Raw genomic sequence first — 20878 nt, 5'->3', positions numbered from 1 at the left:
CGGACAACGATGCCTCCCCAACTAGATCATCTGCATGAATTGCGGCCCGGCCAGCGATTGTAAAGGCGGACCACGCGGGCGGGAGGCGTTACGGGCGAAACAACCCGACTATTCGACGGTGACGGACTTGGCCAGGTTTCGTGGCTTGTCCACGTCGTAACCGCGGGCTTGCGCCACCGACGCCGCGAACACCTGTAGCGGGATGGTCGACAGCAGCGGCTGCAAAAGGGTTGATACGGCGGGGATTTCGAATAAGTGATCCGCGTAGGGCCGAACGGTGTCGTCGCCCTCTTCGGCGATCACGATCGTCACCGCGCCGCGGGACTGGATCTCGCGGATATTGGACAGCAGCTTGGCGTGCAGCGTGGCCGACCCCTTCGGTGAGGGCATGACGACGATGACGGGCAGGTCGTCCTCGATCAGCGCGATCGGGCCGTGCTTGAGTTCGCCGGCCGCGAACCCCTCGGCGTGCATGTAGGCCAGCTCTTTGAGCTTCAGCGCGCCTTCCAGCGCCACCGGGTAGCCGACGTGGCGACCCAGGAAGAGGATGGTCGAGGATTGGGCGAACCGATGGGCAAGGGCGCCGACCGGTTCGACCGTCGCAAGCACCCGCGCCACCAGGTCTGGCATCGCCTCGAGTTCGCGGTACTCGCTTTCGACCTCGTCGGGATACTTGGTGCCGCGGGCCTGCGCCAGCGCCAGGCCGACGAGATAGTTGGCGGCGATCTGCGCCAGGAATGTCTTGGTAGAGGCGACGCCGATCTCCGGGCCGGCGCGGGTGTAGAGCACCGCGTCGCACTCGCGCGGGATCTGCGAGCCGTTGGTGTTGCAGATCGCCAGCACCTTGGCCTTCTGATCCTTGGCGTGCCGGACCGCTTCCAGGGTGTCCGCGGTCTCGCCGGACTGCGAGATGGCGACCACCAGCGTGCTGCGGTCCAAAACCGGGTCCCGGTAACGGAATTCGCTGGCGAGCTCGACTTCCACGGGCAGCCGCGTCCAGTGCTCGATCGCGTATTTCGCCAGCAGCCCTGAGTGATACGCGGTGCCGCAGGCGACGACGAATACCTTGTCGATTTCGCGTAGTTCCTGGTCGGACAGTCGCTGCTCGTCGAGCACGATCCGGCCGTTGACGAAATGGCCGAGCAGGGTGTCGGCCACCGCGGTGGGCTGCTCGGCGATCTCCTTGAGCATGAAGAACTCGTAGCCGCCCTTTTCGGCGGCGGACAGGTCCCAGTCGATGTAGAACTCGCGGTATTCCACGTCTGCGTTGCCGTGGAAGTCGGTGATCCGGTAGCCGTCGGCGGTGAGCACCACGGCCTGGTCCTGGCCGAGTTCGACGGCGTTGCGGGTGTGGGTGATGAACGCGGCCACGTCCGAGCCGACGAACATCTCGCCGTCCCCGACCCCCAGCACCAGCGGCGTCGACCGGCGGGCGGCGACGATCGTGTCGGGTTCGTCGGCGTTGGCGAACACCAGGGTGAAGTGGCCCTCCAGCCGGCGCAGCACGGCCAGCACCGAGGCCACGAAATCACCGGCTGTTTCACCATGGCGATAGGCGTGCGAAACCAGGTGCACCGCGACTTCGGTGTCGGTGTCGCTGGAAAACTCGACGCCGTTGGCCTCCAGTTCGTGGCGCAGGGCGGCGTAGTTCTCGATGATGCCGTTGTGGACGACGGCGATCTTGCCGGCGGCGTCGCGGTGCGGGTGCGCGTTGCGGTCGGTGGGCCGGCCGTGGGTGGCCCAGCGGGTGTGGCCCAGTCCGGTGGTTCCGGTCAGCGCGGCCGGCGGCATCTCGGCCGTCGTCTTGTCCAAGTTGGCCAGCCGGCCGGCGCGGCGGCGCACGGTGAGTTTGCCCTTGCCGTCGAGCAGCGCGATTCCCGACGAGTCGTAGCCGCGGTACTCCATCCGGCGCAGCGCGTCCATGACGACATCGAAGGCAGGGCGCTGCCCGACGTAGCCGACAATTCCGCACATCCTGCACAGGGTAGTGGAGCGGCCCTGGCGGACCCAGCAGGACGGACGGCCAGCGCGCTGACCTGCGTAAACGCGCTAAGGGGGCGGCAGTGCCGGGCGCGGTCGCCGGCGAAGCGCGCTCGACGGGGACGGGCGGTCGCTACTTTTCGGTCGAAATCATATTTCTAAGCAATGCGTGTTTGTCACCTAATGTATTTCTGACGTTTTCTATACTTTCATTGCTCCACAGCGACGCACACTTAAACTTCGGAATATCGGCTAGTGAAAGGAACCGTCACTACGACGAACAATGTTGCAGCACAACCGTTGTGCTGCAGTACGGCTTCGCCGCCCCATCGATCAATTGCTCTTTGCCGGCTCTTCAGGTAGACATCAATGCCGATATTCGCCAATTTTGTCTCGGAATTCCCCACGCCATCTTAAGGAGCGGATCATGACTGCTGTTCCGTACGACGAAGTGGTGGTGAGCCCTCGGCCGCCGATCGGCCGGGGTGACCCGGTGCTGGACACGACGGCTCGTTTGCTGAGCATTCCGCTGCGCCAGGTGTACGCGGCGCTCTGGCGGCTCGGGCTGATCGAGGTGCGCTAACGTCGACGCGTGGCCCGCATCCGCAAGCTAGTCAAAGCTCTCAGCCGGCCCGGCCCACATCGGGTTTTGCGCGGTGACCTGGCCTTCGCTGGTTTGCCGGGGGTGGTCTACACGCCGGAAGCCGGATTGAATCTGCCCGGTGTGGCGTTCGGTCACACGTGGCTGGCCGGTGCCGCCCGCTATTCGGGTTTGTTGGAGCATCTGGCGTCGTGGGGCATCGTGGCCGCCGCTCCCGACACGGAACGCGGGCTGGCGCCCTCGGTGCTCAACCTGGCGTTCGATCTCGGCACGGCTCTCGACATCGTTGCCGGCGTGCGGCTCGGGCCCGGCAAGATCAGCGTGCACCCCGCCAAGCTCGGGGTGGTGGGCCACGGTTTCGGTGGCTCGGCCGCGGTGTTCGCGGCGGCCGGCATGTCGGCCAAGCCCGCGGCCGTGGCGGCGCTGTTCCCGACCGTCACCAGTCCCCCGGCCGAGCAGCCGGCCGCGACGCTGCGGGTCCCGGGTTTGATCTTGACCGCGCCGGGAGACCCAAAGACGTTGAATTCCAACGCCTTGGCGCTGGCCCGTGCGTGGGACGCGGCGACGTTGCGCATTGTGAGCAAGGCCCAACCCGGTGGCCTGGTCGAGGGCAGGCGCCTGACGAAGGCGGTCGGGCTGCCCGGCCCGCACCGCGGCACGCGGCGATCGGTTCGCGCGCTGCTGACCGGGTACCTGCTCGCCACGCTCGCTGGCGACAAGACGTATCGCGCCTTCGCCGACCCGGACGCGCACCTGCCCAAGACGGTCCCGGTGGATCCCGAGGCAGAGCCGGTCACTCCCGGAGAAAAGATCGTCGCGCTGCTCAAGTGATTGCGCTCACGCCGAATGGGTAGTCGCGCGCAATGGCTACCGTCGAAGCGCTGTATGACCGCTGGATCACCGGCCTGTGGGCAGGGCAACCGATCGCTGCCGAGATCGTCACCGAGGACTTCGTAGGCCATTGGCCCGACCGCGACGTACACGGCCCGGACGAACTCCATCAGATCGTCGAGCAGACACGAAACATGCTGGACGACTTGAATTTTTCTGTTGAAATCGGGCCTTTTTCCGACGGCGCATTCGTCGCTGGCCGCTGGGTCGGGGCGGGTCGCGGCCCGGACGGCCCCGTCTCGTTCACCGGCAATGACATCCTCCGACTCACCGGCGACGGTCAGCGGTTCGCGGAATACTGGACGGGCACGTCGGCAGGCTGAGGTCAGCGGCGAAGACAATCGCACGGCGTGATATGCATCGTTGATGCGAATCGGGATCGCTCTGGATTATTCGGGCGGCTTTAAAGAGGCCGTCGACCGCGTCGTCGAACTGGAAAAGCAAGGCATCGACATCGCGGTGGTGGCCGAGGCGTATTCGTACGACGCCATCAGCCAGCTGGGGTATCTGGCCGCCAAGACCAACACCGTCGAATTGGCCACGGGCGTGGTTCCCATCTACATCCGCACGCCGTCGCTGCTGGCCATGACCGCGGCGGGCCTGGACTTCGTCTCTGACGGCCGGTTCCGTCTTGGCATCGGCACGTCGGGGCCTCAGGTGATGGAGGGGTTTCACGGCGTCGCGTTCGACGCCCCGCTCGGCCGTACCCGCGAGGTCGTCGAGATCTGCCGGAAGGTGTGGCGCCGCGAGCGGGTGCAATACGACGGGAAGTACTACCAGCTGCCGCTGCCCGCGGATCGCGGAACGGGGTTGGGCAAACCCTTGCAGCTGATCAATCACCCTGTGCGCGAACGCATTCCGATAACGATCGCGGCGCTGGGACCGAAGAACGTCGAGCTCACCGCCGAGATCGCCGAGGGCTGGCAGCCGGTCTTCTATCTTCCCGAGAAGGCCGACTCGGTCTGGGGCGAGGCGCTGAAAGCCGGTGCCGCAAAGCGGGATCCGGCGCTGGGACCGCTGGACGTCATGGTGCACGCGTCGTTGGCCATCGGCGACGACGTGGAGGATCGGCTGGCGTGGGCCAAGCCGCAGCTGGCCCTCTATCTCGGCGGAATGGGCGCCAAGGGCCGAAACTTCTACCACAACCTGGCGACGCGCTACGGGTTCGGCGAGGTCGCGGACAAGATCCAGGAGCTGTATCTGTCCGGCCGCAAGCGTGAGGCGATCGACTTGGTGCCCGACGAATTGGTGCGCGGGATGTCACTGGTCGGACCCCGCGGCTTTATCGCCGAGCGCCTGGCCGCCTTCGCCGAGTCCGGCGTCACGACGCTATTGGTGGCCCCGATGGCGACCGACGCCGAAGAGTCCGTGCGCTTCGTCGAGGAAGCGCTCCAGCTGCGGCCCTCCTGAGCGCTCACGGTCCCGCCTGCGGAAGTTGATCCGCGGCGATCTCGCACGGGGTTGATCCGTCGGTCGGCGGCGCAGCGGCCGGTGCGGGCGTAGCGGCGGGCGGCGGTTCACCCGGGGGCGGCGCTTCGGCCGGCGGGAGCCCGTCAGCCGATGGCGCCGCTCCGATCGGTGTCGCGCCCGCCGACGCCGGCGCGTCGACCGGTAGGGCCGCCTCAACCGGTTTATCCCCGGCGGCCTTGTCGCCCTCTTCGGGCTGGTCGGATTTGTCCGCCTCGTCATCGGGCCGGTCGTCGGAGTCGTCGTGCTCGTCGTCCGGATGGAACGGATCCTCGTCGAACGCATCCTTGTCGAACAGGTCGTCGCCCCCGAGCGCGTCGCCCGCCGAACCCAACAGCCCGCCCATCGCATCGACGATTCGGCTAGCAAGTCCGCCCAGGCCGCCAAGACCGCTCAGTCCGCCCAGATCTCCCGCGCCGCTGGGCATCCCCGAAGCACCACCGAGCGCCGTTCCCAAATCCGGCGCCGGGGCGGGATCAGTGGGCGGAACCGCTGCGGCAGGAGCCGCCGGCGGTGCCGCAGCGGCGGGTGTGACCGCGGGCGGCACCGCAGCGGCCGGCGTCACCACAGCTGGCGCCGCGGCGGGCGCGCTCGGCGGGACCGGCTCAACTGGTTGCCAGCCGGGAGCGAGGTCGCCCGGAAGCTCGAAGTACACGATCGGCGTAGCGGCCATCTTGTCGGTGACCATGTCGTAGGACGCGGCGACCCCGGCGAGCGATGAACGCATCGCGCTTACCCACTCGGTGCGAATGTCGTTGTCCACGTAAGGTTTCACCTGGTCCCGGACGATGTCCGCGGCCGTCCACCGATCCCCCGGCCCGGTTGTGACAGAAGCCGCTGCGGCCAACCACGTCGAGCGCTGCGCCTGCGTGCGATCGTCGATGGCGATGGCAGTCGCGACCTTTGCGTCAACCAGACACCACAAGTTGTCACGCAGCGACTCACATCGCTGGGCCGCAGCGCGCACTTCGATCGCAAGGGCGCCTGCTTCATCGCAATGACGCTGCAGAAACGCGAGCGCCGCGTCTCCCCCGGGTCCCGTCCAGGCCGCCGCCAGCTCGCCGATCTGGCCACGTTGTATGCGCAGGCCTTCTGTCACCGCGTCGCCCGCCGCCCGCAGCTCCGCGCAATCGCGGTCGAGCGCTTGAAGATTCAGACCGTCTTCGCTGCCGTACCAGTCGCGGACCTGGGCGGGGTTCGACGTGAGGTCGGATTGTTCGTAACCCAGCGCCTGGCAAGCCCGCACGTATGTTTGTGTGTGCTCGACGGCGAGCGCGCCCTCGGCGAGGCGCTCGGCGACGTCCAAACGATCGCCCACTATCAGGCGATCCGCGCCGCGGCATACAGCTCGGCATCGGCATAGCGCTCGGCGCCCGACCGCAGGGCGACAGCGATTGCGACGGACGCCCGCGACCACTGCGACAACTGCGCCACAAGTTGCTCCAACTGGCCGCGCAACGCGTCGCCGCGCGCGGTGTGGGCCCGGCCCGCGGTGGCGCCACTGAAAGCCAGCTCGGCCAGATGGTCGCTCACCGCGGCGTCGACGAGTTCGGCCGCGCCGCGCAATTGGTCGGCGACCCTATGCACCGCCGCGACGTCGATCCCGGTGCGGGCAAAAGCGTTGTGTCTTACTGGACTATCGAATCTCATGCCTAATCCGACGCCGGATCCCGCGTCGGGGTTCCAGGATCGCGGATCAGCGCTGAGCGCTCACCGCTTCGGCGACTCGGGTGGCGACGTGCCGAGCCACGTCCGCTTCGGGTGCTTCGACCATCACCCGGATCATTGGTTCAGTTCCCGAGGGGCGCAACAGGATTCGCCCGGTATCACCGAGCTCCGCTTTTGCCCGCTCGACCGCGGCCTGCACCGCCGGCGCGGCGGCCGCGGCGGCCTTGTCGGCAACCTCGACGTTGATCAGCACCTGCGGCAACGTCTGCATCTGCGAGGCAAGCTCGGCCAGCGACGAGCCGGTCTGCATCATGCGCGTCATCAGCCGCAGGCCGGTGACGATCCCATCGCCGGTCGACCCCAGTGCGGGCATCACGATGTGGCCGGATTGCTCACCGCCGAGGCTGTACTCGCCGGCCCGCAAAGCCTCCAGGACGTAGCGGTCGCCGACGGCGGTGGTGTGCACCGTGATCCCGGCCGCGCGCATGGCCAGGTGCAGGCCGAGATTGCTCATCACCGTGGTCACCAAGGTGTTCGAGGCCAGCTCGCCGGCCTCCTGCATCGCGCGCGCAAGCACCACCATGATCGCGTCGCCGTCGACGAGTTCGCCGTTGGCGTCGATGGCCAGGCACCGGTCGGCGTCGCCGTCGTGCGCCAGGCCTAGATCGGCGCGGTGGTCGATAACGGCCGCCCGCAGCGAATCCAGGTGCGTCGAGCCGCAGCCGTCGTTGATGTTGAGCCCGTTGGGCTCGGCGTGGATCGGGATGACCCGGGCGCCGGCCGCGCGATAGGCGCGCGGTGCGGCCACCGACGCCGCGCCGTGGGCGCAGTCGACGACCACGGTCAGGCCGTCGAGCGGCAGCGTGCTGACCTTGCCGACGTGGCGCAGGTAGCGGTCCGCGGCATCCTCGGCGTCGAGAACCCGGCCGATTCCGGCGCCGACTTGGCGCAACCCGGGCCCGGCCGCGACCAGTTCTTCGATCTGATCCTCGGTGTCGTCGTCCAGCTTGTGGCCGCCCGGACCGAAGATCTTGATGCCGTTGTCGGGCATCGGGTTGTGCGACGCCGAGATCATCACCCCGAAGTCGGCGTCGTAGGCGCCGGTCAGGTAGGCCACGGCGGGGGTCGGCAGCACGCCGACACGCAGTGCATCCACGCCCTCGCTGGTCAGGCCGGCGATCACCGCCGCCTCCAACATTTCGCCGCTGGCTCGCGGATCGCGACCGATCACGGCGACTCGGCGGCCCGGTCCCCCCGCGCTCGCCAGCCGCCGCGCCGCCGCGGAGCCCAGCGCCAACGCCAGCTCGGCGGTCAACTCACGATTGGCGACCCCGCGAACGCCGTCGGTGCCGAATAGTCGACCCATGCGGATAAACCTCTCACAGTTGACGGTCGTGCACCTAACACATGCCCGTTCATTTCTGGACGAAACCGTGCGTGTTTGTGCGCGGACACGCCGCTAAAGGTGCAGTAGATGCACGGTTGCGGCCAGAAAGTGATCGGCGATCAGCGCTTGCTGTACTGCGGCGCCTTGCGCGCCTTCTTCAGGCCGTACTTCTTGCGCTCGGTGGCACGCGGATCACGGGTGAGGAATCCGGCCTTCTTCAAAGCCGGCCGGTCGTCCGGCGAGGCCAGGATCAACGCCCGGGCGATGCCCAGTCGCAGCGCGCCGGCCTGACCCGAGGGGCCCCCGCCGTGCAGCAGCGCGAAGATGTCGAAGCTCTCCACCCGGTCGACGGTGACCAGCGGGGCCTTGATCAGCTGCTGGTGCACCTTGTTGGGGAAGTAGTCCTCCAGGCTGCGCCCGTTGAGGTCGAACTTGCCGGTCCCGGGCACGATGCGCACCCGCACCACGGCCTCCTTGCGGCGGCCGACGGTCTGGATGGGCCGTTCGAACACGAACGGCTCGCTGGGCTTGGCCGCCGGGGTCTCGGCCGGAGCGGCCGGGGTCTCCGGGGTTTCCGGGGTGGCCGGGGTCGCTGTGTCTTCCAAGGCCTCGGTTGTTTCGGTCACTGGGCCACCTGCTTGATCTCGTACGGAACCGGCTTTTGTGCGATGTGGGGATGCTCCGGGCCCGCGTAGACATGGAGCTTGCGCTGGATCTGACGGCTGAGCTTGTTCTTGGGCAGCATGCCGACGATCGCGTTTTCCACCACGCGGGTCGGGTGCTTTTCCATCAGCTCGCCGATCGTGCGCTTGTGCAGGCCGCCGGGATACCCCGAGTGGGTGAAGGCCAGCTTGTTCTGCAGTTTGTCGCCGCTGATGGCGACCTTGTCGGCGTTGATGACGATGACGAAGTCGCCGCCATCGACATTGGGAGCGAACGTCGGCTTGTGCTTACCGCGCAGCAGGGTGGCTGCTGCGACGGCAAGGCGGCCAAGCACCACGTCCGTGGCGTCGATGACATACCACGACCTCGTGGTGTCACCCGCCTTGGGCGCGTATGTGGGCACAGCGCTTACCTTCTTCTTCTCGAGGTGGATCCCGGTGTGACCCGGGTATCGGTCAGGCGTTGACGGTGGGGTTTGATCTCGGCGACCGACATTGACCCGAGGCCCCGGCGTACCGCACGCCAACCGAGCAGCTTACCGACCCCCATCCCCGCAGGTCAAAATCGTCTCAACCGTCGGTAACGGGGCAGTTTCAATCAGCCGGTCCGAGACGCCGGTTTAACGCGCTGTGGCAAGTTGACTGACGCGCTGCGGCGACACGTGCAGTAAGTCGGCAGTGTCGCGCACCGGAACGCCAGCCTCGGCGAGCGCGCGAGCATACTCGGCGGCGTCGTGCTGTGCGGCTTCGGCCGCCTGCGCGGCGGCATTACGCGCATCCGCGATCGCGGTGGCGCGCGCAGCAACATCACCAAGTCCCGGAACCTCAATGCTGACGACCCGCACCGTAATGTCGGTGAGCGGCTGATCGGTGCTGACTGCAATTAGGGACTCGGCCATAGGGACGATTTCGCTGACGCGGCGTCCTTGAGTGACTTGGTCGATTTCGGGGACGTGGATCATCCACCACCGCCCATCGCGGACGACCTCCACCTTGTACTCGTGACTCACTGGCGTTTCCCCTTGCTCTCCTCGATGGCCCTGTTGATCTTGCGGACAACGCCCGCACTGATCATCCGATGGCTCTCGGACACCGGCACCCACACACCGGACGGGTGTCGCCACTTGGAATGACGCCCATCGGTGCTGACCCGGATAAAACCCGCATCCTTGAGCCGCTTAGCGACTTCTCGCGCTGGTTCATCTGTAACCATTTTAGTCCAGTATGCTAGACGGTTTCTAGTCAAGCTAGATAGACATATAATTGCCCAGGTAAAACATCATTTTCCCCGCAGAAGACGTAGTGAGGATCAGTCAATAGGAGCATTAGAAAGAACTGTGCGGTCCTGGCGGCTCTCCTCCGCCAGGACCGCACAGGGTCTCGTGCATCGGGCTACCTCCCCCAGGCCCCCGCTGCCCGGCGGTCGGCGCCCGCCACCTCATCCGCGCCGTCGCGTACGGCGTTTCCAAGGTCGACCAATATCTCGTTGAGCGCCGTCGCCGCCTGATGCCACCTGAGCTGCTCGGCCTGGTACGCGGCCGCGGCTTCGCGGGTCCACAACTGCTGCAGCGGAGCGATTTGCGATCTCAGCTCGTCCAGCGCGGCATTGAAGCGGGCTGACGTGGCGTGAATCTCCTGGCGCACGGAGAATTCGATTTCGCCAAAGCTGTACGACAACACCGGATCCACGCCAACTCCGATCAGAGGTTTCCGCCGGCGGCGGCGATGTGGTCGGCGTGGATCTGACCGGCCTCCTGCAGCACCGCCTCGTTGTGCCGAATCGTCTCGGCGATCGCGTGCAGGACGTGGTAGAGCCTCATCGACTCGGCGTTCCAACGATCGACCACATCCTTGAACCGCGCGGCGGCGAGCCCACCCCACACCGACTGCGGCACACTGCTCATGCGGCTGATAAATGCCTGCAGCATCACCCGGATTTCTTCGTTGCGGGCATCGGTTGTCGCCGCGATGGAGCGCATCAGGTCGAAGTCGGCGCTCAGTGTGTTCGGTGTTCCCATACCAACTACGACCATGCGGACGCCCGTTAGGTTCCATTGATCGCGTGCGCAGACCGCACCGCCCGCTCGCACGCGTCCTGGACGGCGTCCTCACCGCCGGGCCGGCTCTGGCATCCGATACTGATCCGGACCGTTCCGTCCAGCAGCACGGTCCAGCGCACCTGGTGGCTGTCGCGCACTTCGCGGTAGGTCACCGCCGGCCGGCCCGCGCTGGTCCCGGAAGGGTTGAAGTCGATGAACACCCCGGCGGGCTCAGCGTCGATCGCGCGCTTCAACCGCTCAGCGGTGTCACCCAGTGACTCCTTGGGCACCGGCGACTGCGTGACGTGCAACGCGACTTCGGGATCTGATGGCGACGTGACCTGCACCCGTGCCGAACCGGGTCCTGCGATCACACGCTGCGTGGGCCAATTCGCGGGCACGCTCAGCGCTACCCGGCCTTCCACCAGAAAGGTCATCGCCGCGGTGTCCGCGCGCGTGACGCCGTGACGACCCATGGAGGCCACCGCCGGCACCGCCGCGGCCAGGACGACCACGGCTGCTGCGATTCCCCTGAGCATCCAGGCGTGCGAACGGACCTTCGGGTTCGACGGCGGTGAGGGCGTCTCGTCGTGGGCCGACAACGACGGCTGCGCCAACGCGGCGAGGCTTGGCAGCGCGGAGTCACCGATCTCCACCGCCGTCCGGCCGCTACTGCGCAGCGCGTCGGCGATCAATGTCGCAAGCGCCGTAGCTCCTGCCACCGTCACCGGCGCATCGATCAGCGTGGCCGTCGTTGTCCCGCATGCGATCTCGTCGACGATACGGACCACCTGCTCGGCGACAGGGCCGGGTTCCGTCAGGCGGGGCACGGCGACGACGTCGACACCGGCGATCGACACCAGCCGTTCGGCGATCTCCACCACCACCGCCTCCGGTTCGGCCTTGGACGACTGCCTCAGGAGCCACGATCGTGGGCGTGCGGACACATCGTCGGCGAGGCCGTCGGCGGCCGCGGTCAGCAGGCCGACGCGCGACGATGACCACCACGACGGGTGAACCACGACCACGGCTTTGTGTGGGCCCGGCCTCGGGCAAGCCACCGATCGCAGCACGGTTCGCCACACCGAATCGACCGCGACCGGCCGGCCGTCCACCACGGCCACCGGATCGTCTATCGATTCCAGCGCCGCCCTGGTGATCTCGGTGTCGGCGACAGTGGTTGAGCCGCAACACAATCGGTGGATCGTGCCCGGGCCGACTTCAATGATTGTGCGATGACCGCTCACGACGGGCTCATGCCGGCGGGCTCCAAAACACCTGTACAAGCTGTTCGTCGCCGGCACGAGTGACCAGGACACCACGACCCGGTGGCAGCCGGGTGGGGCGGCAGCCTAACAGCGCACCCTCGTCCGGACCTCCACTCATCACGAGTGCCACGCAACCGAGGTTGCGCAGACCGGCCAGCGGAGGCTCGAACAGGGCGCGTGCCGCGCCAGCACTGCGCCGTGCCACGACGATGTGCAGTCCCAGATCCCTTGCATGCGGCAGAAACTCGGAGATGGCCACGAGTGGACTCTCGGCTGGGGCAGCGACCAGGTCATAGTCGTCGACGACGACGTAGATATCCGGACCGGACCACCAAGACCTGGCTCGCAACTGCGCCTGGCTCACGTCCGGAGGGGGCATCCGCTGTCTCAACAGGTCGAGGACACCGGGCAGCAATGCACCCAGTGCGGCCGGCGACATGGCATAGCCGCCAAGATGTTCCGACTCGATGACCCCGAGCAGGGAGCGCCGATAGTCGACTATCAAAAGCTGCGCTTCCGCGGTGCTATTAGTGCGTACGATCTCGCGGCACAGGGTCCGTAGCGTCGCCGTCTTTCCGCACTCGTTGTCTCCGAGGATCAGCAGATGTGAATGCTGATCGAAGTCCACCGTGACCGGCTGCAGTCGACGCTCCTCGAGCCCGAGCAGGATTTGCCCTCCGAGTTCGTCACTCGCTCGGTGGACGGCAGCCTCGCGATCCACGTGCGCCGGCAGCAGCCGTATTGGGGGCGCAGCTGACTCGCCGTCACGGCGTGCCAGCTCCCTCGGGTCCATCGCCAGCGCGATCAGCATGTGCAGCCCCTCGCGGGAGAGGCCGCGGCCGGGTTTGTCTCGTGGCACCTGCTGCGCCCGCTTGCGGTCGATTTCGGAGTCGGCGGGGTCACCCAGCCGCAACTCGATGCGGGTGCCGATCTGATCCTTCAGCGACGGCCTGATCTCCGCCCAGCGCGACGCCGACAAGATTACGTGCACGCCGAATGAAAGCCCCTGCGTCGCCAGCGAAGTGATCGCTTCTTCGAGCGCCTCGAACTCATGGCGCAGGGTCGCCCAGCCGTCGACGACGAGGAAAACGTCGCCCGGCCGAGTGGAATCGGATGCCGCATCGGTTCGATCGAAGTCCCGAGAGCGGACGATCGATTCCATTTCGGCGACCATGCGAGCGACCAGCGCCGGCTCGGCCCTGCCGGCGACGGTGCCCACGTGGGGCAATGTAGCTAGCGGCGCCAGCGTGCCGCCGCCGAAATCCAGGCAGTAGAACTGCACCCGGCGTGGACCGTGAGTGGCCGCCAACGCTGTGATCAGTGTGCGCAGCGCTGCCGACTTTCCTGATTGGGGTGCTCCTACGATCGCGACATTGCCCGCGGCTCCGGACAAGTCGACCATGAGCGGGGCCCGGGACTGCTCGAAAGGACGGTCGACGATGCCGATGGGTGCGATGAGGCCGCCCCTCGGAAATCCGGTGTCGCGCAACAAGCTCGCCAACGGGGGTGTCGGACCGAGCGGCGGCAGCCAGACTCGGTGTGCGGGAGGGCCCTGCACGGACAGTCGGTCCAGTACCCCACCCAGGACGGTTTGTGCGGGCGGCCGACTTGTCCCGGCGTCGTGTGTGATTGGGCCGGCGGCGCGTGTGCTGAAAGGCTGCACGGAAGGCGACGTCGTCGCGGTGGCGACACCCGCGCGCGGGGCGGACAGCGGTCCCGAGACGAATGCGGTCTGGAAACGAATCGGCTCGCCACCACAGCGCAGGTAACCGGCACCGGGCGTACTCGGTAGTTGGTACGCGTCAACTGTTCCCAGCAAGATTCGCGATTCGCTCGCGGACAGAGTCTTCAGGCATACCCGATAAGAAAGATGGGCTTCCAGGCCTCGCAGCCGGCCTTCGTCGAGGCGCTGGCTGGCCAGCAACAGGTGCATACCCAGCGACCGGCCGAGCCGGCCGATCGCAACAAACATGTCGGCGAAATCAGGATGCTGGCTGAGCAGTTCGGAGAATTCGTCGACGACAATGAACAATGTCGGCAGCGCCACCGATTGCATGCCGACCCGCCGCGCCTCTCCGTAGGCCGCGACGCTGCCATGGCCCGCCGCCCGCAGCAATTGCTGTCGTCGGTTCATCTCACCGGCCAGGGCATCCCGCATCCGGGCCACCAGCGGCGCCTCGTCCGAGAGGTTGGTGATGACCGCGGCCACATGCGGAGCACGCGCCAAATCGAGAAACGTTGCGCCGCCCTTGAAGTCGACGAGGAGCAGGTTGAGTACCTCGGGCGAGTTCCGCGCCATCATGCCCAATGCCACGGTGCGCAGCAGCTCCGACTTGCCCGAGCCGGTGGCGCCCACGCAGAGGCCGTGTGGGCCCATGCCGTTTTCGGCGGGCTCTTTGATATCGAGCTCGAGCGGCTTTCCGTCGACCGTCGTCCCGATCGGAACGCGGAGGCGGTGGCGGCGGTCCTGGCTGTGCCACAGGGGGACCGGGTCGAAGCGGGAGAGATCCCCCAACCCCATCAGATCCGACCAGACCGGGCCCTCGGGGTGAGAGGCCGCTCCGGCACGGTACCCGGCCAGCCGCCGAGCACAGATCAGCGCATCGAGGGCGTCCATGTGGTCGGGGTGGTCCAACGCCAAAGTTTCGCCGGCATGCTTGATTGCCAACGGCGTGTCGCCGCCGCCGACCTCGAGGAGCGTCGCGCCCGCAATCACCCCGGGCGCGATGCGCTCGCCACGGTCGTTGATCACCACCACGTGCGGCCCGCTCGTAACGGCCAAGGCTCGCTGTGCTTCTTTCGGACTCCGATACACCATGCGCGCCGATCCCAACGTATCGAGCGCGGCCGGATGTTGGTTGTGCGGCAGCCATTTCAGCCAATCCCAGTGACATCTGTTGCGCTCGCTGATCACGGCGACGATCAGCAACTGGCCCGGAGGATGCAACACGGCGAGTTGGCATACCATCGCGCGCAGGGCTCCGCGCGCTTCGCCCGAATCGCCGTCGATCGTTAACGTCGTAGCCGCCCGCAAGCCGATCGCGATCGGCGCTTCCTCGATCGTCGAGTGCGCACGGACAAACCGGTCCAACGCCGTTGCGGTGACCGGGTCCGCGATCTCCGCGGGCGGGATTTCCGGGGCCACCAAACGCGTGGCGAGCGGCTGGGGTCCGACGCCGACGCGGATGACGCAGAAGTCGCCGTCCTTCGCTTGCCGCTCCCACATTCGCGGTCCGCCGATCATCGTCCACAACGTCTCGGGGTCGGGATGTGTCCATCTGAGTGACGAGAGCTGTGCCGCAGCGGTTTCCGCGACCGTCGCGCGCAGGCGGCTTAGATATGCGAGGTATTCGACTCGATCCGCGTCCACGCCTCCGCTCTGCCGACGCCCACGTCCGACCACCGTCGTAGCAATCATCGAAGCCAGCATCATCACGGGAAATGCCAGGAATGTGGGACTGCGGGTTGCGGCCGACCCCGAAATGAAGGCCGCTGCCATGACGCCAAGACTCCCGAGGGATATGAGAACCGGCACCAGCCGCACCAGCGGGCCGGACGACGGGGAGCGAGGTAGCTCGGGCGGCACGGCGATGTTGACGTCCGCCGTCTCGACCGCGGGCGGCGGAACGCGGACCGCAGGCGCGAAAACCTCAGTCATCCTGACCCCTCCCACCGTTCGACGAACGGTAAGGAGCACCTGAATCGGACGCAACTCGCCTGTGGATAGCCGGAAACCGGTTGATCGAGAACCGGTTACCGTGCCGACAATTCAAGTCTGAAGGGGTCGTCCTTGTCCGTGTCCGATCCGGGACTGCGCCGCGTGTCGGTTCATGCCGGCAGCGCACTCCTCGATTTGTCGCTGCCCGCCGGGGTGCCCGTCGCCGCCCTGATCCCGTCGATCGTTGACATCGTGTCGGACCTCGACAGCGAAAATTCCATCTGTCCCCCGGGGGAGCGTTACCACCTGTTCCTCCCCGGTTCGTCCGCATTGGATGCGTCGACGACGTTGGCGCAGAACGGCGTCCGTGACGGGACTGTGATGGTTCTAAGCCAAGCGCGACCGGCGCAACCGGTTGCGCGTTGCGACGATGTGGCGGAGGCGGTGTCAGCGACGCTGGGTGCGACAGCACGAGATTCAGAACGGTCCTCGGACCGGCTGACGAATCGCGTCATGGGCGCGGTGGTGGCGGGCTGCCTAACTGGTATCGGGGCCGTCACGCTCGTTCGAAACGCCGTCGGGGGCCACGCCACCCGCTACACCACTGCGGGCGTCGCGGCATTCGCAGGCTTGCTTGCTCTCCTGTTTGCCGTCTTTGCGCACCGGGCGCACGGCGACCCGATGGCGGGGCTCACGCTCGGCCTGATCGCCACCGTTTTTGCGGCGATCGCGGGCTTTCTGGCTGTACCTGGAGCTCCGGGCATCCCCGGCCTACTCCTGGCCGCGATGGGGGCTGCAGTGACGTCGGTGTTGGCGATGCGCCTATCGGGGTGTGGTCGTGTCACGTTGACCGCGGTGACGTGCTTCGCAATGGTCGTCGCGATCGCCGCGTTGGCGGGTGTCATCACAACGGCCCCCTTGCACATCATCGCGTCGGTATCCGTGCTGGCCTCGCTCGGCTTGCTCGAAATGGCGGCACGGGTTTCGATCATGCTGGCTGGATTATCGCCTCGGCTGCCGCCCGCAGCGGGCGAGGATAGGCAGGATCGTCTGGCTGCCAAAGCAACCCGTGCCGATCACTGGCTGACCAGCCTGCTCGCCGCGTTCTCGTGTTCGGCCACCCTGGGCGCCATCGTCACCGTTGTCAGCGGCGCACCGAGGCTCAGCTGCATCGCTTTTGCCACCGCCACGGGCGCGGTCCTGCTGCTGCACGCGCACGGCGTTGACGGGAGAAGGGCGCTGATATTTGTCGTCGGCGGAATCGTCACTACCGGAACAACATTCGCAATTACTGCGGCCAGCATCCCGGATCGCGGACCCTGGATCGCGGCGATGACCGCGATATTCGTCGCCGCGGCACTCTACCTGGGCTTCGTCGCGCCGGCGATGCCCACGTCGCCCCTTGTGAGTCGGGGCGCTGAGCTGGTGGAGTATCTGGCCCTCATCGCGATGGTGCCCCTGACCTGCTGGATATGCGGCGTCTATGGCGCTGTTCGTAGCTTGAATCCGACATGGAGTTGACCGCGTCACGCGCCATGCGGCTGCTGGCGGTATCGGTGCTCACAGCGCTGTCCCAGTTCGGAACACCGTCGGCGCACGCGGTTTCGCCACCGAAGATCGACGACACGTGGCTGCCGAAGCCGGCCCTGCCCGCGCCACCGCGGCCGACCGTGCAACGCGAGGCTTGCACGACGATGGCATCGGATTCAGCCCCAGGCGGCGACCAACTTGCACATCTCGACCTACCGCGGATCTGGCAGCTCACCCGCGGTGCCGGCCAACGCGTCGCGGTCATCGACACCGGAGTCTCGCGACACGGCCGGCTACCCGACGTGGTGCCCGGTGGTGACTACGTGTCCACCGGCGACGGCACCCAGGATTGCGACGCGCATGGCACATTGGTGGCCGGAATCATCGCTGCGACACCGGATCCCCGAGGTCACAGCTTCGGTGGCGTGGCGCCCGACGTCACCCTGATCAGCATCCGCCAGTCCAGCTCCAAGTTCGCTCCGGCGAACGACCGGTCCAGCGCTGGGGTGGGCGACGTCGACACGATGGCGCGAGCCGTCCGAACGGCCGCCGATCTCGGCGCGTCGGTGATCAACGTTTCGTCGGTCGCGTGCGTTCCGATCGGTTCGCAGCTCGACGATCGATCGCTGGGTGCAGCATTGGCATACGCGGTCGACGTCAAGAATGCGGTAATCGTTGCCGCGGCGGGCAACACCGGCGGCAGCGCGCAGTGCCCGCCGCAACGTCCGGATGCGACGCGGGACACCGTCACCGTCGCAGTCAGTCCGGCCTGGTATGACGACTACGTGCTGGCCGTCGCGTCGGTGAACGCCGAAGGCGAGCCATCGGCCTTTACCCTTGCCGGCCCCTGGGTGGACGTCGCCGCCGTCGGTGAGGCGGTGAATTCGCTTGGCTCAGCATCGCTTTCCGGCACGAGCTACGCGGCGCCAGTCGTCAGCGGGCTGGCTGCGCTCATCCGAGCGCGATTCCCGACGATGACCGCGCGACAGGTGATGCAGCGCATCGAATCGACCGCCCATCACCCGGCGGCCGGATGGGATCCGGTCGTCGGCAACGGCAGCATCGATGCCCTTGCCGCGGTCAGCACCGACGCGACTCCGCCGATCAACACGTCCAAACCAGACCCGGCGCCGGTGCCGATCCCTCCCCCTCTGGCACCGGCGCCGCTTGACCGTCAGGGCCGTAACACCGCATTGGGCGGCGCGGCGATCTGCTTGGCCGCGCTGGCGGCGGCCCTGATCGCCGGCGCGGCCAAGGGTCGGTTAAGGCGGTCCCGCAACAGTGTCTCGAGCGACTGACGCGCTTTCTCTGCTCAGTTCGGGCCCGGACGGCAGGGCCGCCAGCATCGGCCAGGGCGCCCGGAGCGCGGCCGCCGGAAGCCCGAGATCGTGTGCCGCGTCATCGTCGTGAATCGCGAACCGGACCCCGGTGTCGGTGACCAGGTACCGTGCGCCGCCCTGCGCGTCGCCCCGTACGTAGGCGCTGCGGGCGGGCGGCAGGTATACCGCGTCCAGTGCGGGGCCGCGGCCGTCTGCCTGTAACAAGGTCACCGGCACCTGACCGACCGGCAACGGCAGCCCGCCGCCGGCCAGGAAAGCGATGTCGGAACGCCCGGAAGCGGCGGTCCACGTCGCGCACACGGTGGTTTCGGCATCGCTCATGCCGCCGTCGCGCGGCGCGCGGTCGGGGAAACTCGCCACCGGCAGCGTCGTGACGATCGGCGCGGCGCGGATCGCGTCCGGCGCCGCCGGGATGATGTTTGCGCTGCCGTGCGAATTGCTGAAACGCAGCATATCCGCGGTGACCTGACCGATTCGCTGCGCACCGGTGGCCAAAGCGACGTAATACTCGTCACCGCCGGCTCGTGTGATGCGCAACACATCGCCCGCCGAAAATCCGGGCAGTCCGGCGGCCTTTGCGCCCGCGTCGCGAATTCGCGGCGGCGCGATCGGCGGCGCCTCGGGAATGGCGCTGAGCAATGACGGCGAAACGACTCGCGGCGTGCGGCCCTCTAACCTCAACGCGCGCACCACGGCGCTGTCTGCGAGATCCACGACCGCTCGCTGTCCGTTGTAAAGCAGGTAAGCCGGCGAACCCGAGCTAGGAGCCACCACGACGGCGTCCTCGGGGCTCAGTCGGCGGAAGGCCGGTCCTCCAACGGGCCCGACGAGCACCGTCGTCAGCGCGTTACCGGCCGTATCGCAGATCGTCCACACCGATTCGTCCGCCGACAGCGGCGGGCCGAGAATTTGCGGCGCACCCGGAATCCCAAGCAGCGGACCGCGTTTGGTGCGTGCAAGGTCGGACTCGCGCACGGGTTGCGGGTCGGCATTGGTTCTTGCGATCAACCGTGCCGAGGACAGGTTCAGCACAGGATGCCAAATGTCACCCACCCGCACGTACAGCGCTCCGGATTGTCGGCCCATCACGATCGATGCGCGATCGAACGCCACCTGTGGCCGTAGCAAAGCAAGAAGCGTGGATCCGGCGACGACGACGGCCGCCAGCGCGCACCCGGCCGTCAGCGATACCCTCCGTGCCCGGAGGTGTCGGCCGGCGACGCCGGTGTCCCCGCTCAGCAATGCGCACTCGATGCGACGCAGCAGAAATCGGTAGGCGCTGATCTGCACGCGGGTCGGCGATCGTCGGGGCAAGGATCGGTCCAAAATTCCCCCGGGAAATTTGTCGAATCCGGATTTCGGCTTCACGGTAAACCGCACGCCGAGCGCCCTGTGCAGGTTTATCCACAGGTCGGCCGAGTTTCGGGTTTGCCGGATCCGGGTAAAATTTCCGGGTGTTTACCCACCGCATACGTAGCCCTCGGGCGGGCGGCGCGCGGTCCGCAGGTCGCTGGGTCGGCCTGAGCGCTTCGGCGCTGGTCACCGCGACCGGCCTGCTCGCCCTCCCAAGCGCGGCGTCGATCGCCTCCGCCGACGACTGCCCGGATGCCGAGGTCATCTTCGCCCGCGGCACCAACGAGCCCCCCGGCCTGGGCCGCGTCGGCGACGCCTTCGTCGACTCGCTGCGCCAGCAGACCGGCATGAACATCCTGCCCTACGGGGTGAACTACGCCGCCAGCAAGCTGCAGCTGCACGGCGGCGACGGCGCCAACGACACCATCGACCGCGTCAAGAAGAGCGTGGAGAAGTGCCCGAGCACCAAGATCGTGCTGGGCGGCTACTCCCAGGGCGCCTCGGTGATGGACATCGTGGCCGGTGTTCCCATCGGCGGCATCAACTGGGGCAACTCGCTGCCACCGCAATACGCCAACAACATCGCGGCCGTCGCCACCTTCGGCGACGTGGCCGACCGCGCCGGTGGAACGCTGCCGGCCCAGAGCACGCTGCTCGGGTCCAAGGCGATCGATCTCTGCAATCCGCAAGACCCGATCTGTCACGCGGGCCAGGGCAACGAGTGGAGCGGGCACACTGAGGGGTATGTGCCGGTGTACACCACTCAGGCCGCGGCCTTCGTCGCGTCGAAGCTGATGGCCGGAACCGGTCAGCAGGTACCCGGGTACGGTCCCACGTCACCGGGGTATGGCCCGCAGACGCCGGGATCCGGTCCGCAATCGCCGGGATCCGGTCCGCAATCGCCGGGATCCGCGCCGCAGTCACCAGGTTCCGTGCCGCAGGCGCCAGGGCCCGGATCGTCGGTTCCCCCTACGACGGCTCCCGTGCCCGCGGCGCCGACGCCTTCGCCTGATTTGGTTTCGGCGATCCACTGA

20 protein-coding genes are annotated in these 20878 nt (G+C 67.2%); 7 read left to right on the top strand and 13 right to left on the bottom strand.

All coding sequences use genetic code 11. The features are described from left to right. Positions 1-108: 108 nt before the first annotated feature. Entirely contained in the window at positions 109-1974 is a 1866-nt protein-coding gene (gene glmS, locus ACQI5H_RS02790) for a glutamine--fructose-6-phosphate transaminase (isomerizing) (RefSeq protein ID WP_427077884.1), read from the bottom strand. A 433-nt stretch (positions 1975-2407) separates the two neighbouring features. Here glmS and ACQI5H_RS02785 point away from each other — a divergent pair, with 433 nt between their 5' ends. Genes ACQI5H_RS02785 through ACQI5H_RS02770 form a run of 4 tightly spaced genes read left to right on the top strand, consistent with a single transcriptional unit; the run spans position 2408 to position 4882 of the window. After that, positions 2408-2563, top strand: a complete 156-nt coding sequence (locus tag ACQI5H_RS02785; RefSeq protein ID WP_427077883.1) for an Rv1535 family protein — start codon at positions 2408-2410, stop codon at positions 2561-2563. A gap of 9 nt (positions 2564-2572) precedes the next feature. Further along, positions 2573-3412, top strand: a complete 840-nt coding sequence (locus ACQI5H_RS02780) for a dienelactone hydrolase family protein (protein ID WP_427077882.1) — start codon at positions 2573-2575, stop codon at positions 3410-3412. A 32-nt stretch (positions 3413-3444) separates the two neighbouring features. Then, positions 3445-3795: a nuclear transport factor 2 family protein gene (locus tag ACQI5H_RS02775; protein WP_427077881.1), complete on the top strand. Its 351-nt coding sequence runs from the start codon at positions 3445-3447 to the stop codon at positions 3793-3795. A gap of 43 nt (positions 3796-3838) precedes the next feature. After that, on the top strand, positions 3839-4882 hold the full coding sequence (locus tag ACQI5H_RS02770) for an LLM class F420-dependent oxidoreductase (RefSeq protein ID WP_427077880.1): 1044 nt from the start codon (positions 3839-3841) through the stop codon (positions 4880-4882). A 4-nt stretch (positions 4883-4886) separates the two neighbouring features. Here ACQI5H_RS02770 and ACQI5H_RS02765 read toward each other — a convergent pair whose 3' ends face one another. The 11 genes from ACQI5H_RS02765 to eccCa form a co-directional block, all read right to left on the bottom strand. Then, positions 4887-6257, bottom strand: coding sequence for a hypothetical protein (locus tag ACQI5H_RS02765; protein ID WP_427077879.1), 1371 nt, complete (start codon positions 6255-6257; stop codon positions 4887-4889). Positions 6258-6259: 2 nt separating this feature from the next. Continuing rightward, a complete protein-coding gene (locus ACQI5H_RS02760; RefSeq protein ID WP_427077878.1) occupies positions 6260-6589 on the bottom strand; it encodes a type VII secretion target in 330 nt (109 codons plus the stop codon). A gap of 46 nt (positions 6590-6635) precedes the next feature. Then, a complete protein-coding gene (gene glmM, locus ACQI5H_RS02755; protein WP_427077877.1) occupies positions 6636-7973 on the bottom strand; it encodes a phosphoglucosamine mutase in 1338 nt (445 codons plus the stop codon). A gap of 140 nt (positions 7974-8113) precedes the next feature. Continuing rightward, on the bottom strand, positions 8114-8599 hold the full coding sequence (rpsI, locus tag ACQI5H_RS02750; protein WP_427077992.1) for a 30S ribosomal protein S9: 486 nt from the start codon (positions 8597-8599) through the stop codon (positions 8114-8116). Between the two features lie 17 nt (positions 8600-8616). After that, on the bottom strand, positions 8617-9060 hold the full coding sequence (gene rplM, locus ACQI5H_RS02745; protein WP_427077876.1) for a 50S ribosomal protein L13: 444 nt from the start codon (positions 9058-9060) through the stop codon (positions 8617-8619). A gap of 216 nt (positions 9061-9276) precedes the next feature. Beyond that, complete coding sequence (locus tag ACQI5H_RS02740; RefSeq protein ID WP_427077875.1) at positions 9277-9666, bottom strand: HicB family toxin-antitoxin system; 390 nt, start codon at positions 9664-9666, stop codon at positions 9277-9279. Next, positions 9663-9869 carry a type II toxin-antitoxin system HicA family toxin gene (locus tag ACQI5H_RS02735; RefSeq protein ID WP_427077874.1) on the bottom strand — a complete coding sequence of 69 codons (207 nt, stop codon included), beginning with the start codon at positions 9867-9869 and terminating at the stop codon, positions 9663-9665. The genes ACQI5H_RS02740 and ACQI5H_RS02735 overlap by 4 nt, the downstream gene beginning before the upstream one ends. 179 nt (positions 9870-10048) lie before the next feature. Next, on the bottom strand, positions 10049-10357 hold the full coding sequence (locus ACQI5H_RS02730) for a WXG100 family type VII secretion target (protein ID WP_427077991.1): 309 nt from the start codon (positions 10355-10357) through the stop codon (positions 10049-10051). Next, the gene (locus ACQI5H_RS02725) at positions 10357-10674 is read right to left on the bottom strand and encodes a WXG100 family type VII secretion target (protein WP_427077873.1); all 318 of its coding nucleotides are present in this window, start codon (positions 10672-10674) and stop codon (positions 10357-10359) included. Before ACQI5H_RS02725 ends, ACQI5H_RS02730 begins: the two co-directional genes overlap by 1 nt. A 26-nt stretch (positions 10675-10700) precedes the next feature. Next, positions 10701-11942 (bottom strand): type VII secretion-associated protein, encoded by a 1242-nt coding sequence (locus tag ACQI5H_RS02720; RefSeq protein ID WP_427077872.1) that lies wholly within the window; start codon positions 11940-11942, stop codon positions 10701-10703. Between the two features lie 7 nt (positions 11943-11949). Then, positions 11950-15621, bottom strand: a complete 3672-nt coding sequence (eccCa, locus tag ACQI5H_RS02715; RefSeq protein ID WP_427077871.1) for a type VII secretion protein EccCa — start codon at positions 15619-15621, stop codon at positions 11950-11952. Positions 15622-15753: 132 nt separating this feature from the next. Here eccCa and eccD point away from each other — a divergent pair, with 132 nt between their 5' ends. After that, positions 15754-17142, top strand: coding sequence for a type VII secretion integral membrane protein EccD (gene eccD / locus ACQI5H_RS02710; protein ID WP_427077870.1), 1389 nt, complete (start codon positions 15754-15756; stop codon positions 17140-17142). Beyond that, complete coding sequence (mycP, locus tag ACQI5H_RS02705; protein ID WP_427077869.1) at positions 17133-18449, top strand: type VII secretion-associated serine protease mycosin; 1317 nt, start codon at positions 17133-17135, stop codon at positions 18447-18449. The genes eccD and mycP overlap by 10 nt, the downstream gene beginning before the upstream one ends. Here the strand turns inward: mycP and eccB are convergent. Then, positions 18414-19805: a type VII secretion protein EccB gene (gene eccB, locus ACQI5H_RS02700; RefSeq protein ID WP_427077990.1), complete on the bottom strand. Its 1392-nt coding sequence runs from the start codon at positions 19803-19805 to the stop codon at positions 18414-18416. The genes mycP and eccB overlap by 36 nt on opposite strands. Positions 19806-20011: 206 nt before the next feature. On the opposite strand from eccB, the gene ACQI5H_RS02695 reads away from it, so the two are divergent. Beyond that, complete coding sequence (locus tag ACQI5H_RS02695; RefSeq protein ID WP_427077989.1) at positions 20012-20878, top strand: cutinase family protein; 867 nt, start codon at positions 20012-20014, stop codon at positions 20876-20878.

Source organism: Mycobacterium heidelbergense (assembly GCF_050205645.1).
Lineage (GTDB): Bacteria > Actinomycetota > Actinomycetes > Mycobacteriales > Mycobacteriaceae > Mycobacterium > Mycobacterium heidelbergense_A.
This window is presented reverse-complemented; position numbering and strand designations above follow the sequence as displayed.

Bases quoted from the DNA above. Each gene is read 5' to 3' on its own strand.
- ACQI5H_RS02735 (WP_427077874.1), bottom strand. From the start codon at position 9,869: ATGGTTACAGATGAACCAGCGCGAGAAGTCGCTAAGCGGCTCAAGGAT.
- ACQI5H_RS02785 (WP_427077883.1), top strand. From the start codon at position 2,408: ATGACTGCTGTTCCGTACGACGAAGTGGTGGTGAGCCCTCGGCCGCCG.
- eccCa (WP_427077871.1), bottom strand. From the start codon at position 15,621: ATGACTGAGGTTTTCGCGCCTGCGGTCCGCGTTCCGCCGCCCGCGGTC.
- ACQI5H_RS02760 (WP_427077878.1), bottom strand. From the start codon at position 6,589: ATGAGATTCGATAGTCCAGTAAGACACAACGCTTTTGCCCGCACCGGG.
- ACQI5H_RS02725 (WP_427077873.1), bottom strand. From the start codon at position 10,674: ATGGGAACACCGAACACACTGAGCGCCGACTTCGACCTGATGCGCTCC.
- mycP (WP_427077869.1), top strand. From the start codon at position 17,133: ATGGAGTTGACCGCGTCACGCGCCATGCGGCTGCTGGCGGTATCGGTG.
- ACQI5H_RS02770 (WP_427077880.1), top strand. From the start codon at position 3,839: ATGCGAATCGGGATCGCTCTGGATTATTCGGGCGGCTTTAAAGAGGCC.
- ACQI5H_RS02775 (WP_427077881.1), top strand. From the start codon at position 3,445: ATGGCTACCGTCGAAGCGCTGTATGACCGCTGGATCACCGGCCTGTGG.
- glmS (WP_427077884.1), bottom strand. From the start codon at position 1,974: ATGTGCGGAATTGTCGGCTACGTCGGGCAGCGCCCTGCCTTCGATGTC.
- glmM (WP_427077877.1), bottom strand. From the start codon at position 7,973: ATGGGTCGACTATTCGGCACCGACGGCGTTCGCGGGGTCGCCAATCGT.